The 23061-nt window shown below is 75.3% G+C and carries 20 protein-coding genes; 3 read left to right on the top strand and 17 right to left on the bottom strand.

Going from position 1 to position 23061, the window contains the following annotated elements:
* Positions 1–65 precede the first annotated feature (65 nt).
* A complete protein-coding gene (locus ACZ7RU_RS15320) occupies positions 66–1268 on the bottom strand; it encodes a DUF6777 domain-containing protein (RefSeq protein ID WP_470341417.1) in 1203 nt (400 codons plus the stop codon).
* 566 nt (positions 1269–1834) lie between these two features.
* On the opposite strand from ACZ7RU_RS15320, the gene ACZ7RU_RS15325 reads away from it, so the two are divergent.
* Positions 1835–3217 carry a streptophobe family protein gene (locus ACZ7RU_RS15325; RefSeq protein WP_470341418.1) on the top strand — a complete coding sequence of 461 codons (1383 nt, stop codon included), beginning with the start codon at positions 1835–1837 and terminating at the stop codon, positions 3215–3217.
* Between the two features lie 47 nt (positions 3218–3264).
* Here ACZ7RU_RS15325 and ACZ7RU_RS15330 read toward each other — a convergent pair whose 3' ends face one another.
* The 5 genes from ACZ7RU_RS15330 to ACZ7RU_RS15350 form a co-directional block, all read right to left on the bottom strand.
* Complete coding sequence (locus ACZ7RU_RS15330) at positions 3265–3678, bottom strand: hypothetical protein (RefSeq protein ID WP_470341419.1); 414 nt, start codon at positions 3676–3678, stop codon at positions 3265–3267.
* Between the two features lie 172 nt (positions 3679–3850).
* The gene (locus ACZ7RU_RS15335) at positions 3851–4225 is read right to left on the bottom strand and encodes a DUF1304 domain-containing protein (protein WP_470341420.1); all 375 of its coding nucleotides are present in this window, start codon (positions 4223–4225) and stop codon (positions 3851–3853) included.
* On the bottom strand, positions 4222–5223 hold the full coding sequence (locus ACZ7RU_RS15340; RefSeq protein WP_470341569.1) for a serine/threonine-protein kinase: 1002 nt from the start codon (positions 5221–5223) through the stop codon (positions 4222–4224). Before ACZ7RU_RS15340 ends, ACZ7RU_RS15335 begins: the two co-directional genes overlap by 4 nt.
* A gap of 86 nt (positions 5224–5309) precedes the next feature.
* Positions 5310–5873 carry a hypothetical protein gene (locus ACZ7RU_RS15345; protein ID WP_470341421.1) on the bottom strand — a complete coding sequence of 188 codons (564 nt, stop codon included), beginning with the start codon at positions 5871–5873 and terminating at the stop codon, positions 5310–5312.
* Between the two features lie 7 nt (positions 5874–5880).
* Positions 5881–8298, bottom strand: a complete 2418-nt coding sequence (locus ACZ7RU_RS15350) for an ABC transporter ATP-binding protein/permease (RefSeq protein ID WP_470341422.1) — start codon at positions 8296–8298, stop codon at positions 5881–5883.
* 158 nt (positions 8299–8456) lie between these two features.
* Between ACZ7RU_RS15350 and ACZ7RU_RS15355 the strand changes: the two genes are divergently transcribed.
* Positions 8457–9806 carry an acyltransferase gene (locus ACZ7RU_RS15355; RefSeq protein ID WP_470341423.1) on the top strand — a complete coding sequence of 450 codons (1350 nt, stop codon included), beginning with the start codon at positions 8457–8459 and terminating at the stop codon, positions 9804–9806.
* Here ACZ7RU_RS15355 and ACZ7RU_RS15360 read toward each other — a convergent pair.
* From ACZ7RU_RS15360 to ACZ7RU_RS15410, 11 genes are all read right to left on the bottom strand, one after another.
* Entirely contained in the window at positions 9803–10588 is a 786-nt protein-coding gene (locus ACZ7RU_RS15360) for a DUF3050 domain-containing protein (protein ID WP_470341424.1), read from the bottom strand. The two genes, ACZ7RU_RS15355 and ACZ7RU_RS15360, sit on opposite strands and share 4 nt — an antisense overlap.
* A 64-nt stretch (positions 10589–10652) precedes the next feature.
* Positions 10653–11621: an alpha-ketoacid dehydrogenase subunit beta gene (locus ACZ7RU_RS15365; protein ID WP_470341425.1), complete on the bottom strand. Its 969-nt coding sequence runs from the start codon at positions 11619–11621 to the stop codon at positions 10653–10655.
* On the bottom strand, positions 11618–12640 hold the full coding sequence (locus ACZ7RU_RS15370; protein ID WP_470341570.1) for a thiamine pyrophosphate-dependent dehydrogenase E1 component subunit alpha: 1023 nt from the start codon (positions 12638–12640) through the stop codon (positions 11618–11620). The genes ACZ7RU_RS15365 and ACZ7RU_RS15370 overlap by 4 nt, the downstream gene beginning before the upstream one ends.
* 89 nt (positions 12641–12729) lie before the next feature.
* On the bottom strand, positions 12730–14700 hold the full coding sequence (gene hppD, locus ACZ7RU_RS15375) for a 4-hydroxyphenylpyruvate dioxygenase (protein ID WP_470341426.1): 1971 nt from the start codon (positions 14698–14700) through the stop codon (positions 12730–12732).
* A gap of 82 nt (positions 14701–14782) precedes the next feature.
* Positions 14783–16057, bottom strand: coding sequence for a beta-ketoacyl-[acyl-carrier-protein] synthase family protein (locus ACZ7RU_RS15380; protein ID WP_470341427.1), 1275 nt, complete (start codon positions 16055–16057; stop codon positions 14783–14785).
* The gene (locus tag ACZ7RU_RS15385) at positions 16054–17670 is read right to left on the bottom strand and encodes a class I adenylate-forming enzyme family protein (protein ID WP_470341428.1); all 1617 of its coding nucleotides are present in this window, start codon (positions 17668–17670) and stop codon (positions 16054–16056) included. Before ACZ7RU_RS15385 ends, ACZ7RU_RS15380 begins: the two co-directional genes overlap by 4 nt.
* Before the next feature lie 213 nt (positions 17671–17883).
* Positions 17884–18480 carry a beta-ketoacyl synthase N-terminal-like domain-containing protein gene (locus ACZ7RU_RS15390; protein ID WP_470341429.1) on the bottom strand — a complete coding sequence of 199 codons (597 nt, stop codon included), beginning with the start codon at positions 18478–18480 and terminating at the stop codon, positions 17884–17886.
* Between the two features lie 11 nt (positions 18481–18491).
* On the bottom strand, positions 18492–19649 hold the full coding sequence (locus ACZ7RU_RS15395) for a beta-ketoacyl-[acyl-carrier-protein] synthase family protein (RefSeq protein ID WP_470341430.1): 1158 nt from the start codon (positions 19647–19649) through the stop codon (positions 18492–18494).
* The gene (locus tag ACZ7RU_RS15400; RefSeq protein WP_470341431.1) at positions 19646–19912 is read right to left on the bottom strand and encodes an acyl carrier protein; all 267 of its coding nucleotides are present in this window, start codon (positions 19910–19912) and stop codon (positions 19646–19648) included. The genes ACZ7RU_RS15395 and ACZ7RU_RS15400 overlap by 4 nt, the downstream gene beginning before the upstream one ends.
* Positions 19909–20193, bottom strand: a complete 285-nt coding sequence (locus ACZ7RU_RS15405) for a phosphopantetheine-binding protein (protein ID WP_470341432.1) — start codon at positions 20191–20193, stop codon at positions 19909–19911. Before ACZ7RU_RS15405 ends, ACZ7RU_RS15400 begins: the two co-directional genes overlap by 4 nt.
* A gap of 68 nt (positions 20194–20261) precedes the next feature.
* Positions 20262–21695: a class I adenylate-forming enzyme family protein gene (locus tag ACZ7RU_RS15410; RefSeq protein WP_470341433.1), complete on the bottom strand. Its 1434-nt coding sequence runs from the start codon at positions 21693–21695 to the stop codon at positions 20262–20264.
* 180 nt (positions 21696–21875) lie between these two features.
* Here ACZ7RU_RS15410 and ACZ7RU_RS15415 point away from each other — a divergent pair, with 180 nt between their 5' ends.
* The gene (locus ACZ7RU_RS15415) at positions 21876–22976 is read left to right on the top strand and encodes an alpha-hydroxy acid oxidase (protein ID WP_470341434.1); all 1101 of its coding nucleotides are present in this window, start codon (positions 21876–21878) and stop codon (positions 22974–22976) included.
* Positions 22977–23061 lie beyond the last annotated feature (85 nt).

Raw genomic sequence — 23061 nt, forward strand, 5'->3', positions numbered from 1 at the left:
TGGCGGCCGGTGGCAGCGGGGGTGGGGCGCGTCAGGTCGGCCCGTGCCGGGGCGGCCCCAGCGGGTCAGCTCTGCGTGGCGGCCGGGGTGGTCGGGCAGGGCGGCAGGGTGGACGGCGCGGTGGTCGCGCAGGTCGCGGTCGGCGTGTTCGGGCCGGTGGCGGTGGTGGTCGTACCGGTGGTCGTCGTGCCCGCGCTGGTCGTGCCGGTGCCGGTCGCCGTCGGGGCGCTCGAGGTGGTGCCGGTCGGTGACCGGGTGGCCGTCGAGGTGCCGGTCGAGGCGGAGGGCGTGCCCGTCGTGGCGGTCGACCCGGACGGCTGGCCCGAACCGGTCGAGGACGTGGCTCCGGAGCTGGTCGCGCCCGAGGAACTCGGTCCGGACGAGGTGGCCCCGGAGCTGGTCGCACCCGAGGAGCTGGGGCCGGACTTCGTGGCTCCGGAGGTGGTGGCGCCGGAGGCCGTCGCCGAACCCGAGGGCGTGGACGGCTTCCAGGGGCCCGGCGCCGGGATGCCGGGCACCAGCGGCCCCTTCGGCGGCTCGACGTGCCGGTCCACGATCTCGATCCGCCCGGTCGCCCGGGCGAACCACCCGCCGGTCTCGACGTTCACCAGGATGATCTCGGTCACCGGCCGCGGTGCGGGCACGACCACGATCAGCGTGGTCGGTTGGAAGCCCGTCCAGGGCTTCCCGGTGTACTTGGCGTTGCTCACCAGCTTCGGCGGCTTCAGCGGGTTGCCGCAGGAGCAGCGCACCCGGGGCACGCCCTGGGAGTCCACCAGGACGGCGGTTCCCGCCTGGAGCGCGGACTGGTACTCGACCACCGCGCCGCTCTTGTAGTTGTGGTTGGTCACCCGGGTGTCCACCCGCAGGTAGGCGGAGGTCAGCGAGCGCAGATAGCCGGGGATGTCGGCCTGCGCGATGCCGGCCGCCGAGGCCCAGGCACGTCCGGCGTCCCCGGTCGAGACCATCCCGATCAGGCGCTCGGTGTCGCAGCTCGGCTTGTTCATCGTCCCGGCGTACAGCCCGGCGGAGCCGCCCTCGACGCTGTGGAGCGCCGCCGGCGACGTGCTCTTGGGTGAGGTGCCGCCCGGCTGCTGCGCCGTCGGGGTGACGGGGGCGGGTGCGGGCGCGCTCACCCCCTGGGTCTCCACCGACGGGGTGAACGGGTCCGGCCCGGGATCGGCCGGGGTCTGCAGGGCGACCTCGTTCGCGGTCGGCACGGTCGTGTCGTGACCACCCTTGTTGGTGGTGATCAGTACGGTGGCCACCACGGCCACCGCCACCGTGCCCGCGGCCAGGGCCAGCCCCTTCCGGGAGCGCCACCACGGTGTGTGCGCGCCGGGGCCGCCGGACGACGGCCCGCCGGGCCCGCCCGCACCCCCGCCGCCGCCTGACCCGGAGGCGCCGGAGCCCCCGAACGGACCTGAGGGCGGCGGGGGCGTGGACGCCGGTCCGGACGTACCCCCGCCGGACGGTGGACCGGCCAGCGGCCCGGAGGGGGGACCGGACGGGGGGCCGTGTGGGGGCTCGCCGGCCGAGCCGGACGGAGGCGGTTGGGACGTCATCGATGCTCCGTTTCGCAGGTGGCCGGCCGAACGGCCGACCCGGGAAGCTCCTGCCACTGGCTTCCCTTTCTCCCCCGCCGGACCCTTCGTCGCAACAGCAGGTGTCCGGAGCGTCGCCGAGCGTGGCCGCCGTCCGTCGGCCACCCTGGAACCCACCGGAGGCCGGCCGGGACCCGGCCGGCGGCCGATCGAGCCGTCCGGGCCGCCCTGACCGATCGAGCCTGGGCCCGGCCGGACCCCGGGCACCCGACGAGCGACGAGGAGGCGGCATGCAGCAGCCCACCACCCGGGCCGCGGGCCCGCCCGGCGCCGTGCGCGGCTGGCTGGACGCGCTCGCCGTCGTGCTGGCCGGGCTGGTCGCGATGGCGGCGGTGGCCGCGCTGGGCCTCTGGCTGGCCGGCGCCGACGACCTCCCGGACGGCGGCTTCCCCGCCGTACTGGCCGCGACGCTCGCGCTCGCCGTCGGCGGAACCGTCCGACTCGACGGCGGGGCGGGGAACTTCGCGGCCCTCGAGGCCGGGGTCACCGCGATGCCGCTGAGCGTCTCGGTGGTCGGCGCGGTCGTGATGGCCGAGGTGTTCCTGCGTCAGCTGCGCTTCCGCGCGGTCGCGGGCGGCGGTGAACTGCTCGGGCGGATCGCCCGGACGGTGCTGCTCTGGTTGCTCGCCCTGGTGCTGCTCACCGTCGGCGCCCAGCACAGCTTCGTCGTCCCGCTCGGCGGCGACCTCGCGCAGTCGCTCAGCGGCGCGCTCGGGCTCACCCCGGAGGTCGGCTTCCACGCGGACGGCCCGACCACCGTCGGCATCGGACTGGCCTGGCTGCTGCTGGTCCTCGCGGCCACCTTCGCGGTGTCCCGGCGCGCCCCGCTGCCGGCCGCCCTGGTGCGCTACCAACTCGCAGTCCGACCAGCCGCGTTCGCGCTCTGGACGGTCCTGCTGGCGTACCTGGCGATCGGTGCGGTGGCCGGGGTGCTGACCGCGGTCGTGCACGGCAACGCCCGGCAGACCCTGGCCGTGGTCCTGCTCGCGCTGCCCGACCTGGCCTGGCTCGCCTTCGGCGTCGGGCTCGGCGCCGAGTGGCACGGCCGGCTGGTCGGCGCGCTCGGCCTGCCCGTCCCCAAACCGCTCAGCGCCGTGCTGCGCGCCCCCGGGGGCGGCCAGGCGACCATCGACCTCGGCACCCTCGCGGAGCAGGACGCGCGCAGCTGGTGGCTGCTGCCGCTGGCCGCCGTACTGCTGCTGGCGGCCGCCTTCCTGGCGGCCCGCCGCTCGCCGCGTACCGTCCGGCTCTGGCAGCACGCCGTCCGGTTCGGGCTCGCCACCGCCGTCACCGTGCTGCTGGTCGGCCTGTGGACCCGGGTGGACGCCGACTACGGGCTCTCCGTGCTCGGCGTCGGCCTCGGCCAGGGCGGCCTGGGCGACCTGCTGGGTGCCGTGCTCGGCGGCGCCAACCCGCTGACGGGGCTGGGCAGTGGCAGCCTCACCCTGCGCCCGGTGCTCTGGACGGCGGTGCCGCTCGCGGCGGGCTGGGGGCTGCTGACCGGCGCGCTCGGCGCCCTGCTCGCCACCCGGGTGCGGCACCGCGGCGAGGTGCCCGCGGATGAGGCGCCGGCGGATGCGGGTGACGGACACCGGGCGACCGGCGCGAGCTGACGGGGCGCTGAGTGACGGACACGGGCTGACAGGCGGCGCGGCCCGGCTCAGAACAGCCGGTGGCCCTGCACCCATCTGGTCTTGCGGCCGTCCGTCCGGATGAGCCGGAGCTTCCCGACCCCGTCGTGCATGCTCGCCCCGAACAGCAGCGACGGGCCGACGATCACGCCCGCGGCCGCCAGGCCGAAGAGCAGGCCGATGTTGTCGACCGCCTGGTCGTCGCCCTCCTCGACGGTTCGGCCGCCCAGCTGGATCAGCAGGGGGACGGTGGCCAGCAGCGAGAGCACCAGCAGCCAGCCCACCAGCCGCTGGACCCGCTGCTTGACCCGCGCCCTGGTGGCGGTCTCCACCCGGACCGAGAAGGACCGCAGGCAGCGCGGGCAGATCAGGCCGATCTCCTGGTTGCCGCCGGTGGGCCGCGATGAGCCGCCCTCCGGCAGGTGCGCGACGTGCCAGTTCACCTTCGTCACGGTGGGCCCGTGTTCGACGCTCACTCGGCAACCGAGACCGACGACGTACCGGTCGGTGATCGGGATCTTGACCACTGCTGTCTGCCACCCCCAGCCTCCGCGACCTTCGCGGGGTAGGCGGAGTGTAGCCCCGCCGGACGGCGGTGAAACCGATGATGCGGAGTCAGAAAACCTCGGCCAGAAGGATGATGGCCGCCGGGACGGCTTGACCGAGCGCCCCGCGCCACAGCCTCGGTTCCGAGACGAACAGTGTGGTCCCGCCCGCGACCATGAACGCGGCGATGTAGAGCACCATCGCCCGCCCCGCACCCGGGTGCCCGGTGTGCAGCAGGACCAGGCCGGTGACCAGGCCCAGCGCCAGGAACAGGTTGTAGAAGCCCACGTTGACGCGCCACAGCCGGACCTCCGGGGCGTCCGCCGTGCTGCCGGTCAGCAGGCGGCGCACCCCTGGATGCCCGTACAGGAAGCTCTCCAGCGGCCAGACGATCAGGTGGACCGCCGCGGCGACCACCGCGAAGACCTGACTCAGGGCGTTCATGGCGGACGGCTCCCTCCGGGCGGCGACGGTGGCGGCGGGTGGACGACCGCCGCAGCCCAGGCGGGCGGCCGCGGCACCGCCGGAGGGTCGGCGGCGAGCGCCGGGACCACCCGGGTGGGCGGTCCGTCCGCGCGCCACGGCTCCGGCGCCTCGGCGGTGCTCGCCGCGCGCAGGGCGGCGACGAACCCCAGGCAGCTCGGATAGCGCTCCCCGGGCGTCTTGGCCAGCGCCCGGGCCACCACCGCCTCGACGGCGGGCGGCAGCTCGGGCCGGTGCTCGCGCACCCCGGGCGGCGGGTCGTTGAGGTGCGCCCAGAGCAGCGCGAGGTCGCTCTCCCGGCGGAACGGCGGGGCGCCCGCGAGCATCTCGAACACCACGCAGCCCAGGCCGTACTGGTCGCAGCGCCCGTCCAGCGGCTTGCCGGAGATCTGCTCGGGGGCCGCGTAGTCGAGCGTGCCGACGATCTGGCCGACGCTGGTCAGGCCGCTGAGCGAGAGGGACTTCTTGGTCAGGCCGAAGTCCGCCAGGTACAGGTGCTCCGGGTGCTCGCTGTCCGTTCCGGCGGCGACCAGTACGTTGCCCGGCTTGACGTCCCGGTGCACCAGGTCGTGGCCGTGCGCGGCGTCCAGCGCCGAGGCGATCTGGAGCGCGAGCCGGACGCTCCGCCCGACCGGGAGCGGGCCGGAGCGGTTGATCAGGGCGCGCAGGTCGCCGCCCTCGACGTAGCGCATCGCGAGGAACAGGATGCCGTCCTGCTCGCCCGCCTCGAACACCGGGATGATGTGGGGGTGGTCGATCGCGGCGGCGGCCTCCGACTCGTGCATGAACCGCTGCCGGAACACCTCGTTGCGGGCCAGCTCGGGGGCGAGCAGCTTGATGGCGACGGTCCGGCCGAGCCGCAGGTCCTTGGCCCGGTAGACCACGGCCATGCCGCCGCGCCCGACCTCCTGCTCCAGCCGGTAGCCGGCGACCTGCCGCCCGACCAGCCCGGCGGGCAGGACGGGGGCGTCCCGCTCGGCGGTGGACCGGTCGACGGGAGGCGTCCCGGCGACAGGGCCCTCGGCGGACGGCCGCTCGGCGGAGGTCACGGCTCACCGGTCCGGGTGGGGGCGGACGGGCTGTGCAAGGGCGGCAGGCCGGGGGAGCGCGGGGAGGCGGGCGCCGCCGGGTGGTCGGCGGCCGCGTACGTCTGGAGCTGGAGCCCGTCGCCGTAGCACCAGCGGTCGTGCACCGGATCGAACAGCCAGAGCGCCTCGCCGTCGACCACCAGGCCGATCCGCAGGCCGCGGGTGCGCTCCCGGAAGGCCTCCAGGTCGAGGGCGCCGGTGGCGAGGTCCTCCAGCAGGGCGCGGTAGCGGGCGAGTGCGCTCCCGGCCTCGGCGAGCGCCGGGCGGGGGTCGGCGGTCCGCGCGGGCGGGCCCCCGGCGGTGGGCGGCGGATGCGGCAGGGCGACCAGCAGCCGGCCGTCCACCCAGGCGGTCCAGCCGTTGGCGCAGAGGATCCGGGCCCAGTCGCCCCGGCGGTCGAGCAGCCGCAGTGGCAGCAGCGGGTCGAGCCGGGCGGCGGGCCGGCCCGGGTCCGGCGTCTCCCAGGAGGCCATCCCGTCCGGTGGGGCGACGTGGGTGGGGCGGAAGGCGAACTCGTCCATGGGCGGGTCACCGCCGCATGATGCTGGGCTCGTGCCGCCGCAGCAGGGCCAGCACCACCAGGCCGTACAGCAGCGACAGTGCGGGCAGCAGCACCATGCTCAGCAGCCAGCCGGAGCGCTGGTGGCCGAACATCGGGTCGGCGGTGATCGCGTTCGGGAAGATGCCGTGCAGCTCGACGGTGCGCGCCATCGCCGACAGGCCCCAGCGGGACGGGATCAGCCAGGCGAACTGCTCCAGCCCCGGGACGCCGTGCAGCTTGAGCATCAGGCCGCTGAAGACGATCTGCACCACCGAGAGGAGCACCAGCAGCGGCATGGTGGCCTCCTCCTTGTCCACCAGCGCCGAGACCACCAGGCCGAGCATCATCGCCGAGAAGGCGAGCAGCGCGACCGCGATGATCAGCTCGGGCAGCTGCGGCATCACCACGCCGGTCGGCACCGCGAAGGACAGGTCCACCCCGGCCAGGCCGACCACGGTCAGGACGACGGCCTGGGCCGCCGTGACCGTGCCCAGCACCACCACCTTGGAGACCAGGTAGGCCGATCTGGAGAGCCCGACCACCCGCTCCCGCCGGTAGATCGCTCGTTCCTTGACCAGCTCGCGCACCGAGTTGGCGGATCCGGTGAGCAGCCCGCCGATGCAGAGCGTGAGCAGGCAGTTCACGGCGTTCTCGGGGGAGAGCCGGGAGCCGGCCATCGCCCGGCACATCAGGCCGATCACGAAGGGCAGCACCACCATGACGGTGAGGAAGAGCCGGTCGGCGGCCAGCACCGCGGTGTACCGGCGCACCAGGGTGCCCAGTTGGGAGAACCAGCTCTGCGGCTTCTCCCGGCCGATCGCGGGTGCGGCCGGCTCGCGCCGGGGCGCGTACGGCTGCGGGAGCGGGTGCGGCGCCGTCCCGTCCCCGGCCGCGACGTAGCGCGCGTACTGCGGGGACTGCCGGAACCGCTGCTGCCAGGCCGCGTGGTCCTCGTTCTCGAAGGCCTCGAAGGCCTCCGGCCACTCCTCGAAGCCGAAGAACTCCAGCGCCTCGCCGGGCGGCCCGTAGTAGGCCGTCCGCCCGCCCGGGGCCAGCACCAGCAGGCGGTCGCAGACGTTCAGGCTGAGCACGCTGTGGGTCACCACGACCACCGTCCGGCCGTCGTCGGCCAGCCCGCGCAGCATCCGCATCACCGAGCGCTCCATGCCCGGGTCCAGGCCGGAGGTCGGCTCGTCCAGGAAGAGCAGGGACGGCTTGGTGAGCAGCTCCAGCGCGACGCTGACCCGCTTGCGCTGGCCGCCGGAGAGGCTGGCGATCACCTGGTCGGCCCGGTCGTCCAGGCCCAGCTCGTGGATCACCTCGGTGACCCGGGCCTCCCGCTCCTGCGGATCGGTGTCACCGGGGAAGCGCAGCTCGGCGGCGTAGGACAGGGCGCGGCGGACGGTGAGCTGGGTGTGCAGGATGTCGTCCTGCGGCACCAGGCCGATCCGGCGGCGCAGCTCGGCGTAGTCGCGGTAGAGGTCGCGGCCGTCGTACAGCACCGTGCCCTCGTCGGCGGGGCGCAGCCCGGTGAGGGCGTTGAGCAGGGTGGACTTGCCCGCGCCGCTGGGGCCGGCCACCGCGAGCAGCGCCTTCTCGGCGAGCGGGAAGCCGACGTCCTCCAGCAGCACCCGGTGGTCGGGGCCGACCCGGACCACCAGGTTCCGGACGTCCAGGGAGATCTCGCCGGTGTCGGTGTACTCGACCAGCCGGCCGTCGGCCAGGCAGAGCGCGGAGTGGCCGATGCCGACGATGTCGGCCGGGCCGACCGGGGCCCGGCGGACCGGGCTGCCGTTGAGGTAGGTGCCGTTGTGGCTGTCCAGGTCGACGATCTCGTGGCCGCCGTCGGGCAGCTCGCGCAGCTCGGCGTGGTGCCGGGAGACCACCAGGTCGTCCAGGACCAGGTCGTTGTCGGGCGCGCGGCCGATCCGTACGGTGTGCCCGGGCAGCCGCAGGACTGCGCTCGGGCTGCGGAACGTGCCGGAGAGCTGGGGGGCGACCAGCGACGGGCGATCCCGCGCCGCGAGCACGGGATCCGCGGCGGAGTCGAGGGCGGAGGCGGGGGCCGGGGCCGGAGCCGGGGCGGCCGGGTCGGTGAAGGTCACGCAGGGGCCCGCGGCCGGATCGCCGAAGCGCAGCCGGGTGCCCGGACCGACGTCCTCGCTGCTGACCCGCAGCCCGTGGTCGTAGGTGCCGTTGGTGCTGCCGACGTCCTCCACCCGCCAGTGGCCGTCGGTCGCACGCAGGACCGCGTGGTGCCAGGAGACCCGGGGGTCGTCCAGGACGATCTCGCTGGTCGGGTCGCGGCCGAGGCGGTAGGCCCGGGCCGGGTCGATCAGCTGCGAGTCGGTGTCGGTGACCAGTACGAGGGGCGGCGCGGTGGGTGCGCCGGGGCGCTCTCCCATGCTCGGCATTCTATCGCCGCCGCTGCCGACGCGGCGGTCGAAGGGCCGGACCGGAGTGCGGGATTGGACTGGACCACTGCCTCCGTACACCACTATCGTTCGGCGTGGCCGCGGATCGCGCGGCGCCGGAGGCCGTCGACTGCTTCGGAACGGAACCCATGAGCATCTGGCCGCAGTTGCGACGATCCCGGACCGTCCGGGCCGGCGGGGCCACCGACCGGGTGCTGCGCTGCGGGCTGATGGACACCATGCTCGCCGACCTCGCCGTCTCGGTCGTGCTCTGCTTCGAGCACCCGCTGGACGACGACCGGCTCGCCGCCGGCCTGGCCCGCGCGCTGGAACGGGTACCGGTCTTCGCCGGACGGCTGCGCACCGTCGAGGGCGTCCTGGAAGCGGTCTGCGACGACACCGGCGTGCCGTTCGAGGTCTACACCGTGGAGGGCACGCTCGCCGAGGCGATGGGCCGGGTGACGGCGCCCGGCTCCGAACTGGTCGCCCCGCTGGACGCCCCCGCCGCGCGCCACGGCGGTGTCCCACTGCTCACCGTGCGGATGACCCGCACGGCCGACGGCGGGACGGTGCTCGGCTGCTCCTGGCACCATGCGGTCGGCGATCTGCACAGCTTCATGCTGCTGCTGCGGAGCTGGTCCGCGGCGGTCGAGGGCGAGCCGCTGCCGGCGGCCGAACTGGTCGACGACCAGGACGCGTTGCTGGCCGAGGTGCTGCCCGCCGAGGACTGCGGGCGGCCCGGCTTCCGGGTGCCCTCGGCGGCGGAGGCGGAACTGCTGGCCCATGAGGTGGCGGTCGGCCCGCGCGCCAACCGGATCGTCCAGATCGCCTTCACCGACGCCGAACTGGCACGGATGCGCGAGGAGTTCGGTGCCGCGGCCGGGCGGCGGCTGTCCTCCGGGGACGTGCTCTGCGCCCACCTCCTCGGCACCCTACGGGAGTTGGACGGGGACGACGCCGAGCGGATGCTGACCGTGCCGGTCAACGCGCGCCGCTGGCTGGGCCTGTCGCCCGCGCTGGTGGGCAACCTGCTGAGCGAGGTCCATCTGCCGCACCGGCCCGAGGACGGTCCGGCGGTGCTGGCCGGCGCGCTGCGCACGGCGGTCGAGGAGTTCCCGACCGCGCACCTCAACCTCCGCGCCAACCTGTGGTTCCTGGCCACCCTCGGCCGCTCGCGGCTGCGCGACTGCGTGCCGCTGGGCTTCGACCCGGGCGCGCGCCGGTTCAGCTTCTCCAACTGGAGCGGCTTCGGCGCCTACGCGGTGAGCTTCCAGGGGCGGCGCCCGGTGCTCTTCAGCCCGGCCGCCAACTACCCGATTCCCTGGGTCAGTTGGACGGTCGAGGGGTTCCGGGGCGAGGGCCGGCTGGCCACCGTGGTGCTGCCGGCCCGGCTCGCCGCCCGGGTGCGCGGAGCAGAGGGCCGGGCGGCGCTGCACCGCTTCCGGCGGGCCGAGGACCGGCCGCCCGCCTCGGCGGCCGTCCTGCCCAAGGTCGTCTAGAAGGACCGTTCGATCGCGGTCCACAGCTGGAGCCGGGCGCGCAGCGCGGTGCGGACCGTCTCGGCGCAGGAGTCCCACTTGTTCTGGTCGTCGCCGCACAGGTCGATCAGCATCTGCATCGCCATCGGGGTGTGCTGCTCGCCGTCGACCTCGATGTGGCGGGCCAGGTAGTCCTTGAAGACGGTGAGCGCGCCCTCGGGGTCGTCGATCCGGATGACCTGGGCGAACATGTCCGGGATCAGGTCCTCGCGGCCGAAGGCGAAGGCGGCGGCCCGGCAGTGCACCGGCGCGTTCTCCACGATCGACCAGGTGGTGGAGGTGAAGTCCAGGGCCGGCTGCGGCACTCCGGCACTCTTCAGGGCGTCCGGCACGGTGGTGCCCGAGCCCAGCAGGGCCAGGAACTCCTCGATCGGGCGCGGGTCGGCGCCGGCCTGCCGCATGCCCTCCACGTACAGCTCGAAGTGGCTGGTGTAGCCCTCGCCGAGCTCGTCGCTCTCCTCGACCAGCACGATCTCGTTGATCAGCCGGCGGCTCGCGGTCGGGCCGTTCGGGACCCACGGCACGTCCACGCAGGTGAGGTCGCGCTGAAGGCTCTTGAGTAGCGACATGAAGTCCCAGACGGCGAATACGTGGCTGCCGAGGAAGGTGCGGACGCGCTCGATGCCGGTCAGCGAGCGGTACACCGAGTGCTCGACCACCTCCCGGCGGAGCGGGTCGATGGCCTGCTGGAGGCTGGTCAGCCCGGGGTGCGAGCGGTCCCAGTGGAAGCGGTTTGCGGACAACGCGACTCCTTGCTCGGGTCGTTGGAAGGTCGGGGCTCGGTGGGCCTGCTGTGTTCCCGTACGGTCAGCGGTTCTTCATCACGAGGTCCAGCGCGTGCCGCAGCTGCTCGCGGCCGGGCTGGACGGCGCGGTCGAGGGCGGGGGCGAACGGCAGCACGGCGCCGTCCGGGCGGGTGATCCGGCGGGGCGGGGCGACCAGGCGCATCTCCTCGGCGGCGGTGGCCAGCACCTCGGCGCCGAAGCCGCAGCTGCGGTTGGAGTCGTCCAGGACGACCAGGCGCCCGGTGCGCTCCAGCGAGTCGGCGAGCGCCTGCCAGTCGAAGGGGTACACCGTGCGCGGGTCGAGGACCTCCACCGAGAGGTCCGGCGCCAGTTCCTCGGCCACTGCGAGGGCGTCGTGCACCAGGTGTCCGAGGGCGACCACGGTGACGTCGGTGCCCGTCCGGTGGATCCGGGCCCGGCCGAGCGGGACGGGGACGAGGTCCCAGGTGACGGTCTCGCGCACCGGCATCGCGGCGGCGGGCGCGAACACCACGACCGGGTCCGGGTCGCGGATCGCCGAGCGCAGCAGCCCGTAGGCGTCGGTCGGGGTGGCGGGCACCACGGTCTTCACCCCGGCGTGCGCGAACAGGCTGTACGGGTGGTCGGAGTGCTGCCCGGCCCAGCCGTCCCGGGAGCCCGAACCGGGCACCAGACAGGTCAGCGGGACGCCGGCCTGGCCGCCGGTCATCAGCGAGAACTTGTGCGCCTGGTTGACGAGTTGCTCGAAGACCAGGAACAGCAGGGACGGGATCTGGAACTCCAGCACCGGGCGCCGGCCGGCCAGCGCGGCACCGACCGCCATCGAGGTGAAGGCCTGCTCGGACAGCGGGGTGTCGACGATCCGCTCCGGCCCGAAGCGGTCCAGCAGGCCGAGGGTCGGCCCGGCCAGGCCGGCGCCGATGTCCTCGCCGAAGACGCAGACCGCCGGATCGGCGGCGAGTTCGTCGGCCAGCGCCCGGTTGAGCGCCTTGGTGTACGAGAGCCTGGTCACGATGTCACTCCCGCCCGGGGCCGCAGCCCGTCGGCGTACAGGTGGTCCAGCGCGCCGGCCGGGTCCGGGTGCGCCGAGGCGAGCGCGAACTCCTCGGCGGCGGCGAGCTGTTCGGCCACCGACCGGTCCAGGTCGGCGACCGTGGCCGGGTCGAGCGGCGCGGCGGCCCGGGGGAGCGGGTCGCGCTCGCGCCAGGCCCCGACCTCCTCGGCGGAGCGGTAGCGCAGCTTCATCCGGCGCTCCATGGTGTGGTGGCCCTCGTAGCGGTAGGTGCGGCAGTTGAGGAAGCCGGGGCCGCGGCCGCTCCGGGCCCGTTCGACGGCGCGCAGCGCGGCGGCCCGGACGGCTTCGGTGTCCATGCCGTCGACCTCCTCGGCGGGGATGCCGAAGGCGGCGGCCCGGCCGGTGGCGCTGCCCGCGACGGCGGTGGCGGCGGGCAGGGTGGTGGCGTAGCCGTTGTCCTCGCAGACGAACAGCACCGGCAGCCGCCACATCGCGGCGAGGTTGAGCGACTCCAGCAGGACGCCCTGGTTGAGCGCGCCGTCGCCGAAGAAGGCCACCGCGACCGGGGTCCGGCCCGCGGCCGGCGCGGGTTCGGCGGCGGAGCCTTCGGCGGTCACCCGGTCGGGCGTCGCCCGTTCGAGTGGTGGGGCGGCCGAGGCGGCCCGGGCCGCCCAGGCGGCGCCGACCGCGATCGGGGCGCCGGCGCCGACCATGCCGTTGGCGCCCAGGATGCCCAGCGAGAAGTCGGCGGCGTGCATGGAGCCGCCCCGGCCGCCGTTCGACCCGCCGACCCGTCCCAGGAGCTCGGCGAGCAGCCGGTGCGGCGCGGTGCCCCGGGCGAGCACGTGGCCGTGGCCGCGGTGGGTGCTGGCGAGCCGGTCGCCCGGGCCGAGCGCCGAGCAGACGCCGACCGCGACGGCCTCCTGCCCGATGTACGGGTGGATTCCGCCGGGGACCGCGCCGGCCTTCACCAGGCCGAGCGCCAGCTCCTCGAAACCCCGGATCAGCCGCAGCATCCGGTAGCGCTCGGCGGGGGTGTCCAGCGGGGCGGGACCGGGGCCGCCGGGCGGGACGGCGCGCCCGCCGGCCGGGTGCGCGGGAGCGGTCACGGCCGTCCCCGCCAGACCGCCGGGCAGAACCGCGGGTCGGCGTAGTCCGGCCGGCCGTCGTCCGTACGGCGCACCAGCACGTCGTGGTTGTACACCACGGGCTCGCCGTCCGGCCGGTCGTGCCGGCGGTACTCGTTGGCGCCGTCCTGGAGGTGCAGCGAGACCGCCCGGCGCGGGTGGGAGGCCAGGTTGGGGCCGCTGCCGTGGTACGTCAGGCAGTGGTGGAAGGACATGTGGCCGCGCGGGATCGGCATCGGCACCTTCCGCACCTGCTGCCCGTTGTGGGCGGCGTTGGCGGCCAGGATGCCCTCCAGCTCGGAGCGGTCGCGGTCGGCGAAGTGCCGGGTGGAGTCCTCGCCGGAGGGCAGCTCCCGCCAGCGGTGGCTGCCGTCGACCATGGTGATGGTGCCGTTCTCCTCGCGGCAGTCGTGGAACGGGATGAAGGCGGTGAGCATCTCCTCCGAGGTGCAGGTCTGCCAGTAGTGCTTGTCGAAGTGCCACGGCACCCGGTTGCTGGGCTCCTCGGGCACCGGGGGCTTGTAGATGAGCGTCGACTGGAAGATCCGGATCTCCTCGGTGCCGGCGAGCAGCGCGGCCACCGCGCCGATCAGCGGCTTGCGCAGGATCGCGCCGATCGCGTCGCTCTCGTAGTGCACGTAGTCGTTGTGCCGCTGGACCGGCCCGTCCTCGGGCCGCCAGGAGGCCAGCCGGGGCGGCCGGACGGGCAGCTCGCGGTCGCGGTGGCCGGCGTAGTACAGCTCGGTGGCGGCCTGGAGGGTGTCCAGTTCCTCGTCGCCGAGCAGCCTGCGGGAGAGGTACCAGCCGTGCTCGCGGTAGTGCGCCACCTCTTCGGGGGTGGGCAGCAGGGCGCGCTCGGCCTCGGTGAGCCGGAATTCGGGGGCGGCGGCCATCGGACGGGCCTCCTTCGGATGTGCGGGAGCGGGCCGGTCGACGGCGGTGGGCCGGTCGGCGCCGGTGGGCCGGTCGGCGCCGGTGGGGCCGTGCCGTTCGACGGCCTCGTAGAGGGCCTTGATGTTCGCGGTGCCGAAGGTACCCGCTCCCTGCCGTTCGATCAGTTCGAGGAAGAAGGTGCGCCGGGGGTGTGTGGAGCGGGCGAAGATCTGGAACAGCTGGCCGCCGTGGTCCTGGTCGACCAGGACGTGCAGGTCGCGCAGGGTCGCCACCGGGATGGCCGTCCCGCCGAGGCGGCCGGTCAGGGCGTCGAAGTAGGCGCCCGGGGTGGTCAGGAACTCCACGCCGCGCTCCCGGGCGGCCCGGACGGCGCCGGCGATGTCGCGGGTGCTGAAGGCGAGGTGCTGGACGCCGGCCCCGCCGTGGGCGGCGAGGAACTCGTCGATCTGGCCGGGACGGCGGGTGGTGTCCGGCTCGATCAGGGTGAAGGTGACGCCGCCGGAGGCGCTCTGCACCACCTTGGAGTCCATCGCCTGCTCGCCGACCTCGATGTACTCCTCGAAGATCGTGCGGAAGCCCAGCGCGGTCTCGCAGAACCGTACGGCGTCCGCGAGGGTGCCGGCCGGCAGGCAGACGGCGACGTGGTCGAGCGCGTCCAGCAGCCGGGGCTCCGGGGCGGGTTCGGCGGCGGGCAGCGGCACCAGGCGCAGGGCGGTGTCGCCGAAGCCCCCGATCAGGGCGCCGGCCCGGTCGAGCACCCGGGCGCCGTGCCGTTCGGCCCGCTCCAGCGCGGCCGCCGGGTCGGCGCAGCCGAGCGCGAGGACGGCCACGCCGTCGCCGTGCCGGGCGACGTACTCGGCCACCGGGTGCTCCGGGTCGGCGGCGGAGGCCAGCCGCAGCCGGATGCCGCCCTGGCGCAGGGCGACGGTGCGGGTGCCGTCCGGTGCGGTGGCCGGGGCGTCGGCGGTGAAGCCGTAGTCGGCCTGGAGTCCGGCCGCGGTCTTGTCGGCGTCCGCGCAGTGGAACTCGACATGGGTGATGGTCTGGATGGACAACGGGATCTCCCCCGGAGGGATGGTGGATCGAGGATCGGCGTGCTGCCGCCGCGCGGCGGTGGGCGGCGGCAGCGGGCGGTGACTACCGGGCCGAGCGGGTGGAGGCCGGGCCGAGGATCAGGCTGAGGTTGTGGCCGCCGAAGGCGAAGGCGTTGCTCAGCGCGGCGCGCACCGGGCCGGTCCGGGCGGCGCCCCGGACGTGGTCCAGGTCGCAGGCCGGGTCGGGATCGGTCAGGTTGAGGGTCGGCGGCAGCGTCCCCCGCGCCACCGCCAGAGCGGTCACCGCCGCCTCCAACGCGCCTGCGGCGCCGAGGAGATGGCCGGTGGCGCCCTTGGTGGAGCTGACCGCGGGCGGCCGCGCGCCGAACACGGCACGCAGCGCGGCGGTCTCGGCCACGTCGCCGAGCCGGGTGCCGGTGCCGTGGGCGTTCACGTAGTCGATGTCGCCCGGGGCCAGGCCCGCGTTGGCGAGTGCGGCGCGCATCGCGTCGGCGGCGCCGGTGCCGTCCGGGCGGGGCATGGTCGGGTGGTGGGCGTCGGTGGAGGCGCCCCAGCCGAGGACGTCCGCGTACCCGGCGGCGCCGCGCGCCTCGGCGTGCTCGGCCCGCTCCAGGACCAGGACGGTGCTGCCCTCGCCCAGCACGAAGCCGTTGCGGCGGGCGTCGAAGGGCCGGCTGGTCTGCTCGGGGTCCTCCCAACCCTGCGCCAGGGCTCGGGCGTTGGTGAAGGCGGCGGCGATGGTCGGGTGCAGTGAGGACTCGGTGCCGCCGCACACCACCACGTCGGCGTCGCCGGCCCGGATCAGCCGCAGCCCCTCGGCGATCGCCTGGGCGCCGGCCGCGCAGGCCGTCACCACGGCGGAGCTGTAGCCCCGGATGCCGTGCTTGATGGCGATCCGGGCGGCCGCCATGTTGGAGAGCATCCCGGGCAGCAGGTAGGGGCTGACGCCGGGGCGGCCGCGCTCCAGCCGGCGGTGCGACTGCTGCTCGAAGGTCTCCAGTCCACCTCCGCCGGTGGCCAGCACCACGGCGGTGCGGTGCGGGTCGGCGTCCCGGCCGACGGCCAGGCCGGCGTCGGCGAGCGCGTCGTCGGCGGCGGCCAGGGCGAGCAGCACGAAGCGGTCCACGCAGCGGGTCTCGGTGGGCGGCAGCACCTCCCGGCCGTCGACGGCGGGGGCGATCCCGGCGGCGGGCAGCCAGCCGTGCGCGGCGTGGCCCTCGGGGACGGCCCGCAGGCCGGAGCGGCCGGCGGTCAGCGCGTCGAACACCTCGGCGGGCTTGCGGCCGAGCGGGGAGACCAGGCCGATGCCGGTGACGACGGCACCGGGGCGCGCGCTTCGCTCGGTTCGGTCGTTCACGCGCCCACCGCCGCGAGGTGGTTCTCCCGCAGCAGGACCTTGCGGACCTTGCCGGTCGGGCCGAGCGGGATGTCGTCGGGGGAGACCACCAGCACCTTGCGGACGGTCGCCGCGGCGGCCTCGTCCAGGGCGGCGACGACCGCCGCGGTGCGGTCCGCGGCCTCGTCGGCGTCCGCGGCGAGGAGCAGCAGCACGTCGGTGACCACGCGGTCGCCGTCCCGTACCGCGACCACCGTGCAGTCCAGCACGTCCGGGCAGGCGGCCAGTACGCGTTCCTCCGACATCGCGGTGAACAGCCGCTTCCCGTCGCCGAGTTCGACCGAGTCGACGGCCCGGTCCACGTGGTAGTAGTAGCCCTCCTCGTCCCGGTACATCAGGTCCCCGGTGAGGAAGCGGCCGCGCAGCCGGGTGCGGAAGGTGGTGGCCGAGTCGTTCCAGTAGCCGAGCGCCAGGGTGGGTGAGGCGGTGGCGAGTTCGCCGACCTCGCCGGGCCCGAGCGGCTCGCCGTCCGGGCCGACCACCTCGCAGTCGACGAAGGCGTGCGGGCGGCCTACGCAGCGGCCGTAGCGCTCGGTGCCGGGACCGTGGGTGATGAAGAAGTGCGAGTGGCCCATCTCGGTGGAGCCGAGGCCGTCCACGAACAGCGAGCCGGGTACCCGGGTGCGGCCGGCCCGGGTGACGGTCTCCCGGCTGCCGGTGGCGATGAGGCGGCGGATGTGCACCTCGTGGGCGCAGTCGCCGGTGTTCCACCAGAGCGCGACGGAGGTCAGGTCGCGGGCGGCGAGGTCGTGCCGGGCGAGGTCGGCCCAGGTGGCGGCGAAGCCGATCACCCCGGTGGGCCGCCACCGCTCGACGGCCGCCAGCACGCCGTCGCCGGACTGCCGGGAGAGCAGGGCGAGTTCGGTGTGCGAGCTGAGCGCGAGGTTGAGGGCGATCAGGGTGGCGGCGTGCGGGGCGGGCAGCGCGCTGAGCATCCGGTCCTGGCCCTGCGGGCGGGGCAGTCGCAGCCGGTGGCGGATCGCCGCGTACAGGCTCGCGTGCGAGTGGACGACGGCCTTGGGCATTCCGGTGGTGCCGGAGGAGTGGGTGATCGCCACCGGGTCGCCGGACCAGTGCCGGTACGGCTCCGGGGCGGCGTCCGGGTCGCCGGTGCCGAGGGTTGCGATCTCGGGCAGTAGCGGCGCGCCGGGCTCGTGGCCGGCCAGCGCGGCCAGGTGGGCGGGGTCGGCGAGGACCCCGACCGCGCCGAGGCGGGCGATGTAGCGGGCGGCGCGTTCGCCGTCCAGGTTGGGGTTGAGCAGCGCGGGGACGGCGCCGAGCCGGGCCAGGGCGAGGAAGGCGAGCACGTGGTCGGCGGCGTCGCTCGCGTACACCACCACCGGGTCGCGCCGGGTGATGCCCAGGCCGTGCAGGGCGGCGGCGCGGGCCCGGACGGCGCGGTCCAGCTCGCGCAGGGTGAACGGCTGCCAGGCGGGGTGGTCGTCCACCGGGGTGTCGAAGCTGAGCAGCGGCACGTCCAGGTCGAGCCCGAGGGCGATCCGGGCGGTCAGGACGTTGCCGGCGCCCACGTCGGGGTCGTCCGCGAGCTGGGTGCGGAGGCTGCGGATGGTCACGGGGGTGGATCCCTCCCTCGGGGCCGGTGGACGGCCCGGGCGGCTGATCGGGTGGCGGGGTCGGTCGGGCGCGCGGGCGGAAGCTGCGGTCGGCCGCGCGGGCGGCAGGGGCGGTGTGCCGCTCGGGCGGCGGGTGTCGGGAGCGAGGCGATGCCCGGGAGGGGCGCTGGTGTGCCGGGTGCGGCTGCGTCAGGCGCCGGGCCTCGATGGTTCCTACGGCCGGCGGTGCCCGGCGGGTTCAGTCCGATCGGGTTCGGAGCGATCGGTTTCGGTCCGATCGGGTTCGGTGGCCGGACCGGCGAGCAGGACGGCGGCGGCGCGGTCCCCGTCGGGCGTCTGCTCGACGGCCACGGCCAGCACCAGGTCGGCGTCGCCGTCCTCGAGCAGCAGGGCGGCGAGTTCGAACGCCTCGGCCGGGACGCGACCGGGGTCGGCCTCGGCCGGGCAGACCGCCACGACGGGGCCGGTCAGGCCCCAGCGCGCGGCGACGTGCCCGAGGACGGCGTTGGGGTTGGACTGGAAGAACAGCAGCGGGCCGGTCCGCTGTCCGGGCTCGGCGCTGCGTTCGATGGCCCGCGCGGTGTCGAGGTCGCCGCTCGCGCTGGCGAGCAGCAGGGCGGTCCGTCCGGGCGCGGGCGGCGTGCCGTGGTGGGCGCGCAGACAGCGCTCGGCGGTGTCGGCGACCAGCGGGTTGAAGCCGGAGGCGGCGAAGCCGGGCAGCGGTGGCGGCGGCCCGTCCAGCCCGGGTGCGGGGCGGCGGGCCTCGGCGAGGATCCGCAGTCCGTGGGTGTGGTCGGCAGGGGTGGTCATGGCGGTGGCTGTCATCCCGGGGCCAGCAGCAGCGCGGTGTTGGCGCCGCCGAAGGCGGAGTTGAGGCTGAGGGCGTACGAGGGACGGGCGGCGCGCGGGCCGTCCAGGACGAGGTCCAGTGCGAAGTCCGGGTCCGGGCCGAGCCAGCCGGCGTTGACCGGGAGCAGGTCGGTGCCCAACGCGCCGAGGGTGACGACGAGTTCGAGCAGCGCGGAGGCCTCCAGGGCGTGACCGTGCACGGACTTGCTGGAGCTGACCGGCAGGCGGTCGGTGTGCGCGCCGAACACCCGCCGCAGGGCGCGGGCCTCGGCCTGGTCGGCGAGGGTGGAGCCGGTGCCGTTGGCGTTGACGTAGCCGACCTCGGCAGGGTCCACGCCCGCGCGGGCGAGCGCGGCCTCGATCGCCCGGGCCACCCCGTCGCCCTCCGGTTCCGGGCGGCAGACGTGGTGGGCGTCCCCGGCCCGGCCCCACCCCGCCAGCCGGGCGAGCGCGGGCGCACCGCGCCGTTCGGCGGCCGGGGCGGATTCGACCAGGACGGCGGCGGCCGCGTCGGCGAGCAGGGTGCCGGTGCGGCCGGCGCTGAACGGGCGCGCCTCGCCGTCCCGGGCCAGTGCCCGTCCGGCGTCGAACACCGCGAAGACGCCCGGTTCGACCAGGTGCCCGGCCGCGACCAGGACCCGCTCGTGCCGTCCGGCGGCCACCAGGGCGCCCGCGTCGGCGACGGCGGTCGAGGCGGCCACGCAGGCGCCGTTGTACACCCGGGTGACGCCCGGCGCGCCTTGGTCGGCTCGCACCCCGGCGGCCACCGCGTCGGCTGTCGCACGGGTGTGTCCGTCGCTGTGCAGGGCGAGCAGCACGGGCAGGTCGGCGCCCTCGGCGGCGGTCAGCCGGGCCTGTCGGCAGGCCTGGCCGATCGCGTCGAGCACGGCCCCGGCCAGTGGGTGGCGGCGGGTCGGCGGCCCGGTGTCGGGGAACAGCGCGGCCCGGGTGGTGCGGCGGGCGCTCACGTCGAAGCGGGTGACCGGGCCGAACAGGGACTTGCCGTGGGCGGTGGCCTCGGTCAGCGCGTCGAGGCCGCGCCCGGCGGCGCTGACCACCCCGGCACCGGTGAGCACCGGGCGGCCGGCCGCCCGGCCCGGCGGCCCGGAGCCGGTGCGGGCGGGGATCACGGCCGTGCGCCCGCGCGGTCGGCGAGGACGGCCTCGCGCAGCAGCGCGGTGGCGTCGTCGACGGTGCTCACCGCGCCGAAGCGGTCGTCGTCCAGGTCCAGCTGGAGCCCGTACCTTTGCTCGAACTCGGCGACTAGCCACGTGAGTTCGAGCGATCCGAGGTCCTCGGGCACGGTGTCGACGGCGCGCTGCCCGAACGCCGCCAGCATGGTCAGGACCTCGGCCCGGTCCGGCAGGCCGCCGGCGAGCGGGGAGCCGGTCACGCGGCGCTGCCGGAGGTGGCGGGGGTGGCGGCGAGGGCGTCGATCCGGCGGGCGACGTCGGCGGTGAACTCGTCCAGCGTCATCAGCGCGGTGGTCTCCATCTCGTCCAGGTCGAACTTGATCCCGAACTCGTCCTCGACCTGCACGGACAGGTCGGCCAGCGCAAGCGATTCGAGGTCCAGCCCGGCCGGGCCGAGGTCGGTGTCCCCGGTGACCTCGGAGACGTCGTACTGCATCTCGGCGAGTGCGGCCAGGACGAAGGCGCGGATGCGGTCCTGCATGGTGGTGGGCTCCTTGTCGGGGTGGTGGTGCGGACGGAACGGGTGCGGCCGGTGGCGGCCGGTGCGGGTCAGTCGGAGGTGGCGGTGGCGGCGGTCGCGCGCAGGGCGACCGGGTCGCGCAGCAGCTTTCCGGTGGCGGTGCGGGGGAGCCGGTCCAGCCGGGCGAGCCGGCGCGGCCGCTTGAAGGCGGCCAGGCGGCGGGCCAGCCCCTCCTGGACGGAGGCGAGATCGCTCTCCGGTTCGGTGGCCAGGTAGGCCTCGATCGCGCCGCCGTCGAAGACCACGACGGCCTCGCGGACCTCGGGAAGCGTGGTGAGGGTCTGCTCGACCTCGGTGAGGTCGACCTTCAGTCCGCCGATCGAGACCTGGGAGTCGAGCCGGCCGAGCACGGTGACCAGGCCGTCGGCGGCCAGCTCGGCCGCGTCCCGGGTGTGCAGCCAGCCGTCCGACCAGCGGCTCGGATCGTCCAGCCCGGGGTACGGGGAGGACGCCGCGCCGATCTGCAACTCGCCCTTCACCAGGCGCAGTTCCATGCCGTGCACGGGCTGCTTGGCGGGGTGGAGCGTACCGGAGAGGTCGGTGGCGATCACCCCGGTCTCGGTCATGCCGTACATGGTGCCGAGCGGGACGCCGTAGCGCTCGGTGAACAGCGCGGGCAGTCCCGGGCGGACGAGTTCGCCCGCCACGACCATCCGCCGCAGCCGGGGCAGCGGCGGGGGAGCGATCGTCCCCGCCAGTAGTTCGGCGTGGAACGGCACCCCGATCACGGTGGTCGGCCGGTCGCTCGCGGCGACCTCGGCGAGGATGCCCGCCGCCGTCATCCGCTCCGGCACGGTGAGCGCGACCCGGGCGTGCAGGCTGTTGAGCAGCCCGCCGACCAGCCCGAGCACGTGCACCACCGAGGAGAGCAGGACGACCCGCTCGCCCTCGCCGGGGAACTCCACCAGCCTGCGGTAGCAGTCGAGTTCGCGCAGCAGGTCGGACGCGGTACGGGCGATGACCTTGGCCGGGCCGGTGGATCCGGAGCTGAGCTGGATCAACGCGTGTCCGGTGCGGGCCGGGCGTCCGTCCGTCAGCGGGACGGCCACCGGCTCGACTTCGGAGAAGCCGCGCAGAGCCGCCGCGGACCGATGGGCGGAGCCTACCAGCACCTGCGGGGCCAGCCGCGCCACCGCGGCGTCGATCTCGTGGTCGGTCAACCGGTGGTCGAGCAGCGCCACTTGGGCGCCCAGCCGCCAGCATGCCAGCAGCACCGCGACGAACGCCACCGAGGGCGGCAGTCGCAGCGCAGCCGTCCCGCCGGGCCCGAGCCCGGCGGCCGCCAGCCGGTCGGACTGCTCCGTGACCAGGGCGCGCAGGGCGTCCCGGTCGAGCGGCGCGCCGAGACGCAGGCACTCCTCGCCGCCGGGGCCGGCCAGCAGCAGCCGGTCGACCCAGGAGTCCGGGGCGTCGGAGTGCGGCAGGAAGGCAGCCGGAAGTACGGAGGGGGAAAAGCCGGTCAACGCGGCTCCACACAAGTGAGGGGATTTGACATGAACGCCGTTAAAAGAATCCCAACGGTCAATTCCGTGGCCAGACCATGGCACAGACGTTTGGTCAAATCAAGGTCTATACCAATGTGGTCGTTGCTCCTACGCTGCCCAACCGGGACTGGTCCGCGCGTGGCCGTCCTGGAACGAGGAATGCCCGTGGGAGTTCTCACGCTGGCCGGGATCGAACGTGTGGCGCACGCCCGACTCCCACCGGAGATCTGGGATTTCATCGAAGGCGGCAGCGGCGCGGAACGCACCTTGGCGGCCAACCGGGAGATGTTCGGCCGTCATGCGCTGCGCCCGCGCACCCTGGTCGACGTCTCCGCCTGCGACCCCGCCCTGACCCTGCTCGGCGCGCCGCTGAGCCTGCCGCTCGGAATCGCCCCGATGGCCTACCACCGGCTGGTCGACCAGGAGGGCGAGACCGCCACCGCGCGCGCCGCCGGCCGGGCCGGAGCCCTGCTGGTCGCCGGGATGTTCGCCAGCCGGACCCTGGAGGAGATCGCCGCGGCCGCCGCCGGCCCGCTCTGGCTCCAGCTGTACTGGCTGCGCGAACGCGCCGCCCTCGCCGCCCTGGTGGAACGCGCCGAGGCGGCCGGCTACCGGGCGCTGGTGCTGACCGTGGACGCTCCCAGGATCGGCCGACGGCTGCGCGACCTGCGCAACGGCTTCGCCATCCCGCCCACCGTCCGCGCGGTCAACCTGGACCGGTCCCTGACGGCCGCCAGCCACCGCGCCGCCGACGGCGGTTCGGGCATCGCCGAGCACGCCCGCGAGCAGTTCGACCCCACCCTGACCTGGGCCGACCTGGCCTGGCTGCGCGAACGCACCCGGCTGCCGCTGGTCCTCAAGGGCGTCCTCACCGCCGAGGACGCCCGGCTGGCCGTCGAGCACGGCGTCGACGCCGTCCTGGTCTCCAACCACGGTGGCCGTCAACTCGACGGGGCGGTACCGGCCTTGGCCGCACTGCCCGAAGTGGTCGAGGCCGTGCCCGCCGAGCTTCCGGTGCTGTTCGACGGCGGCGTGCGCAGCGGCACAGACATCGCGATCGCCATCTCCCTCGGCGCCCGCGCCGTGCTGGTCGGCCGCCCCGCGCTCTGGGGCCTGGCCGCCGACGGCGAGGCCGGGGTGTACCGGGTGCTCGACCTGCTGCGCGAGGAACTGGAGCACACCATGGCCCTGTTGGGCCGCCCCCGGCTCGCCGACCTGGACCGCACGGTCCTGGCGCCCTGGCCCTGCCCGGCCGGCTGAAGCCCCCGAACCCCGCGAGTCCGGCCGTTGAACCCGAACCCCGCACGGCCGTTGAACCGCGCCGCACCCGAACCGCGTTCTCCCA

The sequence above is a fragment of the Kitasatospora sp. NPDC114501 genome, from assembly GCF_055633695.1.

Bases quoted from the DNA above. Each gene is read 5' to 3' on its own strand.
- ACZ7RU_RS15325 (WP_470341418.1), top strand. From the start codon at position 1,835: ATGCAGCAGCCCACCACCCGGGCCGCGGGCCCGCCCGGCGCCGTGCGC.
- ACZ7RU_RS15335 (WP_470341420.1), bottom strand. From the start codon at position 4,225: ATGAACGCCCTGAGTCAGGTCTTCGCGGTGGTCGCCGCGGCGGTCCAC.
- ACZ7RU_RS15345 (WP_470341421.1), bottom strand. From the start codon at position 5,873: ATGGACGAGTTCGCCTTCCGCCCCACCCACGTCGCCCCACCGGACGGG.
- ACZ7RU_RS15350 (WP_470341422.1), bottom strand. From the start codon at position 8,298: ATGGGAGAGCGCCCCGGCGCACCCACCGCGCCGCCCCTCGTACTGGTC.
- ACZ7RU_RS15355 (WP_470341423.1), top strand. From the start codon at position 8,457: ATGAGCATCTGGCCGCAGTTGCGACGATCCCGGACCGTCCGGGCCGGC.
- ACZ7RU_RS15370 (WP_470341570.1), bottom strand. From the start codon at position 12,640: ATGCTGCGGCTGATCCGGGGTTTCGAGGAGCTGGCGCTCGGCCTGGTG.
- ACZ7RU_RS15390 (WP_470341429.1), bottom strand. From the start codon at position 18,480: ATGACCACCCCTGCCGACCACACCCACGGACTGCGGATCCTCGCCGAG.
- ACZ7RU_RS15405 (WP_470341432.1), bottom strand. From the start codon at position 20,193: ATGCAGGACCGCATCCGCGCCTTCGTCCTGGCCGCACTCGCCGAGATG.
- ACZ7RU_RS15415 (WP_470341434.1), top strand. From the start codon at position 21,876: ATGCCCGTGGGAGTTCTCACGCTGGCCGGGATCGAACGTGTGGCGCAC.